At 69.0% G+C, this 11499-nt stretch carries 13 protein-coding genes; 7 read left to right on the forward strand and 6 right to left on the reverse strand.

Going from position 1 to position 11499, the window contains the following annotated elements:
- Positions 1-5 precede the first annotated feature (5 nt).
- From rnpA to GEV07_17050, 7 genes are all read left to right on the forward strand, one after another.
- A complete protein-coding gene (gene rnpA / locus GEV07_17020; protein ID MQA04344.1) occupies positions 6-371 on the forward strand; it encodes a ribonuclease P protein component in 366 nt (121 codons plus the stop codon).
- Positions 368-691, forward strand: a complete 324-nt coding sequence (gene yidD / locus GEV07_17025) for a membrane protein insertion efficiency factor YidD (protein MQA04345.1) — start codon at positions 368-370, stop codon at positions 689-691. The genes rnpA and yidD overlap by 4 nt, the downstream gene beginning before the upstream one ends.
- Positions 682-1770 carry a membrane protein insertase YidC gene (gene yidC / locus GEV07_17030; GenBank protein ID MQA04346.1) on the forward strand — a complete coding sequence of 363 codons (1089 nt, stop codon included), beginning with the start codon at positions 682-684 and terminating at the stop codon, positions 1768-1770. Before yidD ends, yidC begins: the two co-directional genes overlap by 10 nt.
- Positions 1771-2018: 248 nt before the next feature.
- Positions 2019-2387, forward strand: a complete 369-nt coding sequence (locus tag GEV07_17035) for a single-stranded DNA-binding protein (protein ID MQA04347.1) — start codon at positions 2019-2021, stop codon at positions 2385-2387.
- A gap of 23 nt (positions 2388-2410) precedes the next feature.
- Positions 2411-3061, forward strand: coding sequence for a 16S rRNA (guanine(527)-N(7))-methyltransferase RsmG (rsmG, locus tag GEV07_17040; GenBank protein MQA04348.1), 651 nt, complete (start codon positions 2411-2413; stop codon positions 3059-3061).
- A 252-nt stretch (positions 3062-3313) separates the two neighbouring features.
- On the forward strand, positions 3314-4273 hold the full coding sequence (locus tag GEV07_17045; GenBank protein MQA04349.1) for an AAA family ATPase: 960 nt from the start codon (positions 3314-3316) through the stop codon (positions 4271-4273).
- Positions 4274-4380: 107 nt separating this feature from the next.
- Positions 4381-5328 (forward strand): ParB/RepB/Spo0J family partition protein, encoded by a 948-nt coding sequence (locus GEV07_17050; GenBank protein MQA04350.1) that lies wholly within the window; start codon positions 4381-4383, stop codon positions 5326-5328.
- Positions 5329-5844: 516 nt separating this feature from the next.
- Here GEV07_17050 and GEV07_17055 read toward each other — a convergent pair.
- The 6 genes from GEV07_17055 to trxA all read right to left on the reverse strand — a co-directional run bounded on the left by GEV07_17055 (position 5845) and on the right by trxA (position 11448).
- Positions 5845-6804 carry a D-alanine--D-alanine ligase gene (locus tag GEV07_17055; GenBank protein ID MQA04351.1) on the reverse strand — a complete coding sequence of 320 codons (960 nt, stop codon included), beginning with the start codon at positions 6802-6804 and terminating at the stop codon, positions 5845-5847.
- Positions 6805-6830: 26 nt separating this feature from the next.
- Positions 6831-8063, reverse strand: a complete 1233-nt coding sequence (locus tag GEV07_17060) for an aminotransferase class I/II-fold pyridoxal phosphate-dependent enzyme (protein ID MQA04352.1) — start codon at positions 8061-8063, stop codon at positions 6831-6833.
- Between the two features lie 254 nt (positions 8064-8317).
- The gene (locus GEV07_17065; protein MQA04353.1) at positions 8318-8938 is read right to left on the reverse strand and encodes a GNAT family N-acetyltransferase; all 621 of its coding nucleotides are present in this window, start codon (positions 8936-8938) and stop codon (positions 8318-8320) included.
- Between the two features lie 111 nt (positions 8939-9049).
- A complete protein-coding gene (locus GEV07_17070; GenBank protein ID MQA04354.1) occupies positions 9050-10192 on the reverse strand; it encodes an N-acetylmuramoyl-L-alanine amidase in 1143 nt (380 codons plus the stop codon).
- Between the two features lie 40 nt (positions 10193-10232).
- Positions 10233-11102, reverse strand: a complete 870-nt coding sequence (gene pdxY, locus GEV07_17075) for a pyridoxal kinase PdxY (GenBank protein MQA04355.1) — start codon at positions 11100-11102, stop codon at positions 10233-10235.
- Positions 11103-11121: 19 nt separating this feature from the next.
- On the reverse strand, positions 11122-11448 hold the full coding sequence (trxA, locus tag GEV07_17080; protein ID MQA04356.1) for a thioredoxin: 327 nt from the start codon (positions 11446-11448) through the stop codon (positions 11122-11124).
- Positions 11449-11499 lie beyond the last annotated feature (51 nt).

Consider the following 11499-nt stretch of genomic DNA (forward strand, 5'->3'; position numbering starts at 1 on the left):
GACCGGTGTTACCCGCGTGTGCGCGAATGCGAAGGCGGCGGGACTTCGACGCCACGGTACGCCGGGGGCGGCGCACCGGGCGGGCCCTGCTGGTGGCACACCTGGGCGACGCGGCCGACGATCTCCGGTCACCGCAGGTCGGGTTCGTGGTGAGCCGCGCGGTGGGGAACGCACCGACCCGCAACCTGGTACGGCGGCGGCTGCGGCACCTGACGTCTGACCGGCTCGACGCGCTCCCGGAGAACGCCCGGCTGGTGGTCCGGGCGAAGCCGCCGGCGGCGCGAGCGGGCTTCGACGAACTCGGCACCGAACTGGACGTACTGCTCGGCCGGTTGCTCACCCGGTCGCCGGACGGAGCGGATCGGCGATGACCACGGCGACTGCGCGCTGGACCGGCCGGGTGGCGAGCCTTCCCACCCGGCTGCTGATCGCACTGGTCACCGGGTACCGTCGGTTCATCAGTCCGTTACTGGGTCCCCGCTGCCGGTTCTATCCGTCGTGCAGCGCGTACGCACTCGAGGCGTTGCGTACGCACGGCGCACTGCGGGGTGGCTGGCTGACGGTATGGCGGATCCTGCGGTGCCAGCCGTTCCATCCCGGTGGCTTCGAGCCGGTACCCCCAGCTGTGCAGAAAAAGAGGAGCGTGGACGCTGAGCGGGCGTCCGCTGAGACGGAGCGTTCGTGGACGTAAGCTTCGACACCTTTGACTGGTTCTACAGCGGTTTCGCGTGGGTCCTCATCAAGATCCACGCGATGTGGAGCATGGTCTTCGGCCCGGACAGCGGGCTGACCTGGGGGCTTTCCATCGTCGTCATGACGATGCTGGTGCGCCTGCTGATCTTCCCGCTGTTCGTCAAGCAGATCCGCAGTCAGCGGGCGATGTCCGTGCTTCAGCCGCAGATGAAGGAGCTGCAGGCGAAGTACAAGGACGACAAGCAGAAGCTTCAAGAAGAAATGATGAAGCTCTACAAGGAGAACGGGGCAAACCCGCTCTCCGGCTGTCTTCCTGTGCTCGCCCAGGCGCCGTTCCTGATCGCCATGTACCACGTGCTCAACGCGATCTCGCGGCACCACGTGAAGTACGGCCTGACCCAGGAGCTGGTCGACTCCGGGTCGCGGGCGAAGATCTTCGGCGTCCCGATCGGCGCGATCTTCCGCGAGCCGGAGCGGATGGCGGAGCTCGGCGCGAACGTCGACCTGGCACGGGTCGTCATCGGCATACTCGTGGTGATCATGGCCGTCACCACGTTCATCGCTCAGCGGCAGCTGATGCTGAAGCAGACCGAGCAGCAGAAGGCGGCCGGTCAGCCGACACCGTTCCAGCAGCAGCAGAAGATCATGCTGTTCATCTTCCCGGCGATGTTCCTCATCTGGGGCTTCTTCTTCCCGATGGGCCTGATCGTCTACTGGACCACGTCGAACGTCTGGACCATGGGTCAGCAGTTCTGGGTGCTGCATCGCATCCCCCACCAGCCGGTCGAGAACGGCAAGTCGACGACGGCCGCGAAGGGCGCGAAGACGTCCGGCGGCTCGGCCGCCACGTCGAAGTCGGGGAAGTCGTCGGGCTCGGCGAACGGCAAGTCGAGCGCCAGCGACACGAAGTCCGGCGCACCGTCGAACGGCTCCTCCAGGCTGTTCCGGCGCCGCAAGTCCGAACCGGAGCCCGAGCCGGCTGCCCCTGCGCCGAAGGTCGTCCGGAACCAACCCACCCGAGTGCCGCGCAGCAAGCGCAGCGGCGCGAAGAAGGGCACCAGTTCCAAGAAGAGCTGACCTGGTGCGCCCCGAGACCTGCAAGATGAATCCTGCTACGGGCAACACAAGGAGCTTCTTTCGTGACTGACGCACCCCCTGAGTCATCGGCGGTTTCGTCCGAGGACGACGACGCGGCGGTGGCCGCGGAGCCGACCGATGAGGCATCGAGCCGCTCCGGCCAAGCTGCTCTGGAAGAAGAAAGCGAAGTTGCGGCCGACTACGTGGAGGGCCTGCTCGACATCGCGGACCTCGACGGCGACATCGACATGGATGTGGAAGGCAGCCGCGCGTTGGTCGCGGTGGTCGGTGAGGACCTTGACCACCTGGTGGGCGACGACGGCGCGGTGCTCGAAGCGCTGCAGGAGCTGACCCGGCTGGCCGTGCAGCAGCAGATCGGCGAGCGGAGCCGGCTGATGCTCGACGTCGGCGGTTTCCGGCAGCGGCGGCGCGAAGAGCTGACGAAGCTCGCCGACGACGCCGTGCAGGAGGCGCAGCGTACCGGTGAACCGCAGCGGTTGGCGGCGATGCGGCCGTTCGAGCGGAAGTGCGTGCACGACGTCGTCGCGGCGGCCGGGTTGAAGAGCGAGTCGGAAGGCGAAGAGCCGGCGCGGCGGGTCATCGTCCTGCCGAGTTGACCGTGGATCAGGACGCGGCGGGAGTGCCGCCGACGGCCAACGCGGTCTTCGGTGCGCGCCTGCCGGTGGCTGAGCGGTACGCGGAGTTCCTCGCTACGGCCGGCGTCGAGCGCGGGTTGCTCGGGCCGCGTGAGGGTGCTCGGCTATGGGAGCGGCACCTGGTGAACTCGGCCGTGCTGGTCGAGCTCTTGCCTGGCACCGGAGACGTCATCGACGTCGGGTCGGGCGCAGGCCTGCCGGGGATACCGCTGGCAATCCTGCGGCCGGAGCTGTCGGTGACGCTCGTCGAGCCGATGCAGCGGCGGACCGCGTTCCTCGAGGAGTGCGTCTCGCTGCTGGAGCTGGAGAACGTCTCGGTCGTGCGTGGCCGGGCGGAAGATCTCGCCGGGGAGATCGCCGCGGACGTCGTAGTCGCGCGTGCGGTGGCGCCGCTGGACCGACTCCTCCGGTGGACGCTGCCGTTGGTGCGTCCCGGCGGCCAGGTTTTGGCGATCAAGGGCGCGAAGGTTGCAGAGGAACTGACCGCTCTCGGTCTGTCCACCGAGCCTGGACGCCAGGTACCGCGTCGCGCCTTACGGACACTGGGCGTCGAGACTGTTGAACTGGTGTGTGTCGGAGATGAGATCGTCGACCCGCCGGCCACAGTGGTCCGTGCGACGAGGTCTGGTCGATGACCGGCACCAAGGGGGTGACAGATGCATTCTGCCGTGGGTTGGCCGGAAGAACCGGCCCCTCACTACACGAGTGGTGACCGCGCGGGCGAAGAAGCATCAGGACTAGGCTGGGTCCCTAGTGGGGGGAATGACGACGGGGGCCATGTTTCACGTGAAACGGACGCGATTCGAGTGGACGGCCAGACCGCAAGGTGGGCAGCGCCAGACGACTCCTCGGGCCAGCAGGACGGCACGACGGCGGCGTACGACGATATGGCGGGACCGGGCGGGGTTTCACGTGAAACCTCCACCACGCCCACCTTCTCCACCGCGGCCAGTATCGCCGCCGGCATCGCCGACGGCACGGATGACTTCGCAGACACCCCCATCGCTCGCGAGACGCACGCACTACTGCGTGGGCGCGCGGCGGTGACGGCCGGCAACTGGCCGCGACCGGAACGACCGAGGGTGCTCGTGGTCGCCAACCAGAAGGGTGGCGTCGGGAAGACCACCACCACGGTGAACCTCGCGGCGTCGTTGGCTCTCAACAACCTCCGCGTGCTCGTGGTCGACCTCGATCCACAGGGCAACGCCTCGACGGCCCTCGGCGTTGAGCACCGCACGGGGACGACGTCCGTCTACGACGCGCTTCTGGGTGACACCTCGCTCCTGGACATGGTCCAGCCCGCTTCGGACATCTCCAGGTTGTGGTGCGTCCCCGCCACGATCGATCTGGCGGGCGCGGAGATCGAGCTGGTGCCGGTGGTGTCGCGGGAGAGCCGGTTGAAGCGCGCGCTGGCCGACGTGATCGATAAGGGCGAGTACGACTACATCTTCGTCGACTGCCCCCCGTCACTCGGCCTGCTGACGGTGAACGCGTTGGTCGCCAGCGGCGAGGTGCTGATCCCCATCCAGTGCGAGTACTACGCGCTCGAGGGACTCGGTCAGCTCCTCCACAACATCGACCTGGTGAAGGCTCACCTGAACCCGAGCCTCAGCGTCTCGACCATCCTGCTGACGATGTACGACGCCCGGACCCGGCTGTCCGCTCAGGTCGCCGACGAGGTCCGCGGACACTTCGGTGACAGCGTGCTCTCCACCGTGGTGCCGCGCAGCGTCCGGATCTCCGAGGCGCCGAGCTATGCCCAGACCGTCATGACGTACGACCCGAGCTCGACGGGCGCGCTCTCCTACCTGGAGGCAGCACGCGAGATCGCCGTACGGACCTCCTAGCGGTGACCAGATTTCGCTGGGGATACCGACGGCCGCTCCCGGCCGACTCGGTAGCTTGTGACTGACAGGCTCACGGCGCAGTAAGACCCCGAAATGGTGAGGTGCGGATGAACGACCAACGGCGCGGCCTCGGACGCGGACTCGCCGCCCTCATTCCCACGAGCGGCGAGCCTCCCGTCGTGCCGAGCACCGACGACGCGGTCGCGCACCAACCGGCGGAGGTCCCCGGCGCGCGCCTGGTCGAGGTGCCCATCGCGTCGATCCAGCCGAACCCCCGCCAGCCGCGCCAGGTGATCGACGAGGAGGCACTCAACGAGCTCGTCGCCTCGATCAAGGAAGTGGGTCTCCTCCAGCCGGTCGTCGTGCGCCACCTCGGCGACGGCACGTACCAACTCGTGATGGGTGAGCGTCGCTGGCGCGCGGCCACCCAGGCCGGCCTCGAGAACATCCCCGCGATCGTCCGGGAGACCGGTGACGACGCGTTGCTCCGCGACGCGCTCCTGGAGAACCTGCACCGGGCCCAGCTGAACCCGCTGGAGGAGGCCGCCGCCTACCAACAGCTGCTGGACGACTTCTCCAGCACCCACGACGAGCTCGCGCGGCGGATCGGGCGCTCCCGCTCCCAGATCACGAACACCCTCCGACTGCTCCGCCTCTCGGCACCTGTGCAACGACGGGTCGCCGCCGGCGTGCTCTCCGCCGGGCATGCCCGCGCGCTCCTCGGGATCGAGGACAGTGCGGCGCAGGACAAGTTGGCGTCCCGCATCGTCGCCGAGGGCCTGTCCGTGCGCAACGTGGAAGAGCTGGTGACCCTCGGCGCCGCCGACACCTCGGACGACCGCACTCCCCGCGCGCAGAAAAAGAAGAAGCCGGTGGCCCCCGGCGTCCAGGACCTGGCGGAGCGCCTCTCCGACCTCTTCGAGACCCGGGTCCGAGTCGACCTCGGCGCACGAAAGGGCAAGATCATCGTCGAGTTCGCCTCGGTGGAAGACCTGGAGCGCATAGTCGGCCTGATGGCACCGTCCCTGGACCAACGCGCCCCTGGCGCCGAGTGACCGCGGCCCAATCCTCAAGGTTTCACGTGTAACTGCGCCAATGCCCGATCCGAGCTGCCGCCCCCGCGCCGGCCCGAAGTGATCGCCGCCCTGGATGCGGCGACGGCCAGCCGGCCTCGGTGCGGCGTTCCTGGGAGTCACTCGCTAGGTCGGCGACCGCGGCAGGGGTGCGGAGTGTCCGCGGGTCGGTGTCTGCGATGAGAGGCGACCTCCGGGCTGGCCTGCTCGCCGGGCCTGTCACCGCACGTGGCGGGGAATGGCGGCGAGCAAGCGTGCGTGGTGATTGCCGGCCTCGGTGCGGCGTTCCTGGGAGTCACTCGCTAGGTCGGCGACCGCGGCAGGGGTGCGGAGTGTCCGCGGGTCGGTGTCTGCGATGAGAGGTGTCCTCGAGGTGGCCTGCTTGCCGGGTCTGTCACGGCACCCGGCGGGGAATGGCCGCCAGTGGGTGTCCGCGCCACCGGTGCGGAGTTGGCGTGCGATAGGTGACCGCCTGCCTCGGGGCGGCGTCGATGCCGGTTAGGGCGCTGATGCCACGGCGACCTCGATGAGGTCGCGGCAGAGTTGGCCGAACGGCTTGCCCGCGTGGGTGGCGGCCATCGGTAGCGTGCTGGTCTCCGTCATCCCCGGGGCGACGTTCACCTCGAGGAGGTAGACCTCGCCGCGTTCGTCGACGATTAGGTCGCTGCGGGAGATGTGGCGCAGGCCGAGCGCCGCGTGTGCCCGCAGCGCCGTCTGCTGGACGGCTTCGATCACCGCGTCATCGAGTCGGGCCGGGCAGAAGAACTTGGTCTCCCCCGCGGTGTACCTGGCGGCGTAGTCGTAGCCGCTGGCGTCCTCGGGCACGATCTCCACCGGCGGCAGTGCCTCCGGGCCCGAGCCGGTGTCGACGACGCCGACCGCGAGCTCCGTCCCGGCGATGAAGTGCTCCACCAACGCGGTGTCGCCGTACGAGAAGCAGCCGACCATGGCCGCCGGCAGTTCCGCCGTGTCATGGACCACCGACATGCCCAGCGCGCTCCCCCCACGTGCCGGCTTTACGACCAGCGGTGGCTTCAGGCGCGCGGCGATGCGCTCCAGCACGGCCCCGGCGCCGAGGTCGCGGAACGTGGCATGCGGCAGCGCGGTGCCCGCCGGCGTGGTGATGCCGGCCTCGGCGACGACCGCCTTGGCGATGGTCTTGTCGAACGCGAGCCGGCACGCGTTCGGGCGGGCACCGACGTACGGCACGCCGAGCAGCTCGAGCACTTCGCGGACGGCACCGTCCTCACCGGTGGCGCCGTGGACGACGGGGAAGACGGCGGCGGGATGGTCGTCGGTGAGCGCAGGGATCAGCTCGGCGTCCACGTCGCGCTGGTACACCTCGACGCCGACTTCGCGCAGCGCGTCCACGATCCGCACGCCGGAGCGCAGCGAAACGTCGCGCTCGTTGGAGAGGCCGCCGGCGAGGACGACCACGGGACCGGACAGATCACTCATGACGGGCTCACTTCAGCTAGGGATGATCAGGCCAGGTTGGGCGGCGGCCGGTCGAGCCCACGCGCTGGCGTACCGCCCGTGCCGAACGTCTCGTGGACCTCCAGCTCTTCCTCGATCACACCACCGAGCCGCCTGATGCCCTCCCGGATCCGGTCCGGCTCGGGGAAGCAGTACGACAGCCGCATGTGGCGAGCGCCCAGCGCGCCGTCGGCGAAGAACGCGCTGCCCGGTACGTACGCGACCCTGGCACCGATGGCCCGGGCCAGCATCGCCTTCGTGTCGATGCCTTCCGGAACCGTCAGCCACACGTAGAAGCCGCCGGCCGGACGGGTCCACGTGCAACTCTCCGGCATCACGGCGTCGAGCGTGCCGAGCATCGCGTCCCGCCGCTCCCGGTACAGCTCCCTGAACGACTTGATCTGGTCGCGCCAGGCGTGGTTGTCCAGGTACTTGCTGATGGCCAGCTGGCAGATGGCCGAGTGGCTCAGGATGCCCGCTTCCGCGGCGAGCACGAGCTTGTCCTTGACGCCCTGCGGCGCCAGCGCCCAGCCGATGCGCAGGCCGGGGGCGAAGGTCTTGGAGAACGAGCCCAGGTAGACCACCCCGTCGGGGGCGTCCGCCTGCATCGCGCGCAGCGGCTCCTGGTCGAAGCCGAGCAGGCCGTACGGGTCGTCCTCCAGGATCAGTACGTCGGCGGCGCGGGCGATCTCCAGCACCTCGGCGCGACGGCTCGCGGTGAGCGTGACGCCGGCCGGGTTGTGGTAGTTCGGCACCGTGTAGAGCAGCTTCGGCTGCTTACCCGCCGCGGCCAGCCGCTGCAGGGTCTCCCTCAGCGCCTCCGGCTGCAGACCCTGGTCGTCGGTGGGCACGTGGACCACCTCGGACTGGTACGAGGCGAACACGCCGAGAGCGCCCACGTACGACGGCGCCTCGGCCAGCACGATGTCGCCCGGGTCGAGGAAGATCCGGCCGATCAGGTCGAGTGCACCCTGCGAGCCCACCGTCACGACGAGGTCGTCGGCGTGCGCGCTGATGCCGGACAGCGCCATCACCTCGCAGATCTGCTCGCGCAGCCGCGGGTCGCCCTGCGCGCTGCCGTACTGCAGCGATACGGCGCCGTGCTTGGCGACGAGGTCGTCGAACATGTCCCCGACGACGTCCAGCGGCAGCGCGGACACGTACGGCATGCCGCCGGCCAGGCCGACGATCTCCGGGCGGGACGCCACGGCGAACAGCGCGCGGATCTCCGACGCCACCATGCCGCGAGCTCGGGCGGCGTAGCGCTTCACGTGGGGGTCGAGCTGAACCTGCGGTGAGCTGGGCACCTGGTTACCTGTGGACACGTGTGCGCCTCCTCGGTGGACGCGGGAGCGGTGGAGCACCGGGATCGGGGCCCCGGTGGCGAGCTGCGCCGTGTCGAGCGTACCTGGCGGACCAGCACATATCGCCGCCACGTCCACGTGTCGAGATAGCGATAGGTCCACATCTCGCTATGTCGACAATTGGGTTCGGCTCAGATCGGCCGCAGCGCCCGCTCCCCCGCGGGCAGCGAGCCGAGCAGCCGCTCCAACGCCACCTCGACGTCCTCCCGCCAGCTGACGGCGTTCTTCAGCTCCAGCCGCAGCCGCGGGAAGTGGTGGTGCGGACGGACAGTCTTGAAGCCGACGGAGAGCAGGAAGTCCACGGGGAGCAGGCAGCCGGGGCCGTCCCAGTGGGCGTCGCCGAAGGCCTCTACGGCCTTCACACCGCGCCGCAGCAGGTCCTTGGCGACGTTCTGGATGAGCACCCGGCCGAGCCCGGACCCGGCGAACTCGGGGAGCACGTGGGCGACGGTCAGCAACGCTGCGTCCGCGCTGACCGGGCTGGTCGGGAAGGCCGAGGATCGCGGGACGAAGGCCGGCGACGCGTACATCACGTACCCGGCGAGCATCTCGTCCACGTAGACGACGCGCCCGCAGCTGCCCCACTCGAGGAGGACGCCGGACACCCAGGCTTCCTTCTCGAGCTCGGTGGTGCCGGCGACGCGGGCCTGGTCCGCGCTCACCGGGTCCAGCTCCCAGAAGACGCACCGTCGGCAGCGGATTGGTAGAGCGCCGAGGTTGTCCAAGGTGATCTGTGCGACGCGTCGTGCCACTGCGACCCCTACGGAGAACGATGGATGACCGACTCGGATGTACTCGTCACATCCAGTATGCCTGACCTGCCGCGAACTGGCCGCCGACCTGTGCAGATACCTTCGGCCGGCTCAGCCGGCGCGGAGGGCCGCGGGAATATGCAGAGTTCCGGTTGGTGCGTCATGGTCGGGAGGCAGGAACAGCCGCTGCACCGCCGCACAGACCGACTCGGCGATCGTGTCCCGGAACTCCGGTAGCCGCAGCCGTTCTCGGTCGCCGGGGTTGGTCAGGTAGCCCGCGTCGATACGTACCGCGGGCATCTTCGTGAGCCGGAGCAGGTCCCAGCTCTTCGGGTGTGCGCGGCAGTCGAGCAGATCGGTCCTTGCGACCATCTCGCGCAGCACCAGCTCCGCGAACCGTTTCCCTGCCGCGGAGTGCTGGCCGGTCGTCGGGCTGCCGAAGTAGTACGTGGCGACGCCCGAGGCGGCCGGATTCTCGTGTCCGTCCATGTGCAGCGAGACCACCATGTCCGCGTCCGTCTCGTTCGCGAACGTGGCGCGCGTCTGATCGTCCGGGTCACCGTGGCGGCCGCGCGACAGGTACGCCTGCACACCGAGAGCCGTGAGCCTGCCCTCGATCCGTGCGGCGATGTCCCACACCAGCTCCGCCTCGGTCACCCCCTCGCAGCCGATGCCAGGATCGGCCGGCCCGTGCCCGGGGTCGATGATCAGCACGCGCCCGGCGTGCTGGTGCCCGTTCCGGTACAGGCGCGCGGACTCCCAGAGTGCGTGCGGTTGTCCGCCGACGACCGTACGGGCCAACCGGCTGAACGCCTTGAACGTCCGCGGACCGCACGTGCCGTCCACCTGCAGCCCGGTATTGCGTTGGAAGTCGCGAAGCGCCGTCTCTGTCTGGGTGCCGAAGAAGCCGTCCGGCTTACCGCAGTTGAACCCGAGCTCGAGCAGCCGGCGCTGCAGCTCCCCCACGTCGTCGCCCGTCATCAGGCGGCCGGGACTGTAGAACAGCACCCGGTCGCCGAGCCGCCACCGCGAGTCCTCGAGCGCGCGGAAGGTCTCCGGCCCGACGATGCCGTCGACGGTGAGGCCGCGGGACTGCTGGAAGTAGCGCACCGCCGTCGCCATGGTCGTGTCGAAGAACGGCACCGCGTCGTCGGTGGCGGGCTCGTCGGTCAACAGGCCAAGCTCGACCAGCCTCGCGTGTACGGCGCCGACCTTGTCGCCACGTGCGCCGCGTCCGAACGGGTGGAATGACATCATCCTGGGTCACCAGTTACTAGGGTGCGGCCTTCCATGGTCACATCATGGCCCGGCCGCTATCGACTCTGGTGGCGACGAAACGCGCTGTCGGCGTGGCGATCGCGGCCTGCGCCTGCACCAACTGGATTTCGTACGCACCGACCCGATGCGTCTCTTCGAGCACGCCATACACGGCGTTCGCGGTGTCTTCCAGCGACCGCCGCAGGTCCTTCGTCCGCAGCCAATGGGCGAGGAACAACGCTGCGGTCATGTCGCCGGAACCGTCTACGTCCAGTGGCAGGCGTGGGGTGGTGACTACCCACACCTCATCGTCGGTCGCCGCGAGTAACTCGATCTGGTCGGCGTCGGCGTCCGCGCGGCGCAGGCTGGTGATGAGCACCGCCGCCGGTCCTGCCTGCCTGAGCTCCGCCGCCGCCCGGAGAGCGTCCGCCATGGTCCGCACCGGGCGGCCGACGAGGTACTCCAGCTCGAAGTGGTTGGGCGTCACGATGTCCGCGGCGTGCAACGCCCGGTCGCGCATGAACTCGGGGATCCCCTGGCGTACGTACATGCCTGTGGCGGTGTCGCCCATCACCGGGTCGCAGCAGTACAGGGCGTCCGGGTTGGCCGCCCGCACCCGGGCCACGGCGTCGAGCACCACCTCACCGATGGTCACGTCGCCGACGTACCCGGACAGTACGGCGTCCACGGTCGGCAGCACCCCGAGGTCCTCGAGGCCGGTCAGCACGTCGGTGAGGTCGGCGGCGGTGAGCACCGGCCCGCGCCACTTCCCGTAACCGGTGTGGTTCGAGAAGTGCACGGTGATGATCGGCGACACCTCGACGCCGAGCCGCTGCAGCGGGAAGGTGGCCGAGGAGTTGCCTACGTGACCGTAGGCAACCGAGCTCTGGATGGAGAGAACGTGCACGTCCTGAGCGAGGCGTGGCTCAGATGACGTCCTGCAGATCGTTCAACAAGGCGGCCTTCGACTTGGCGCCGACGATCTGCTTGATGATGTCGCCGTTCTGGAAGACCAGCATGGTCGGGATCGACATCACGCCGTACTGGGTGCTGATCGTCGGGTGCTCGTCGATGTTCAGCTTCGCGACGGTCAGCTTGTCGGGGTTCTCTGCGGCGATCTCCTCTAGGATCGGCGAGACCTGGCGGCACGGTCCGCACCATTCGGCCCAGAAGTCGACGAGTACCGGAGTACTGCTCTGCAGCACCTCGGTCGCGAACGAATCGGCCGTCACGGTCTTGGTCGCGGCTCCCATTGGACAGTGAGCTCCTTAACTCGAGGTCTGTCGACGCCCTGTACGTCGACC

Source organism: Streptosporangiales bacterium, assembly GCA_009379825.1.
Classification (GTDB): domain Bacteria; phylum Actinomycetota; class Actinomycetes; order Streptosporangiales; family WHST01; genus WHST01.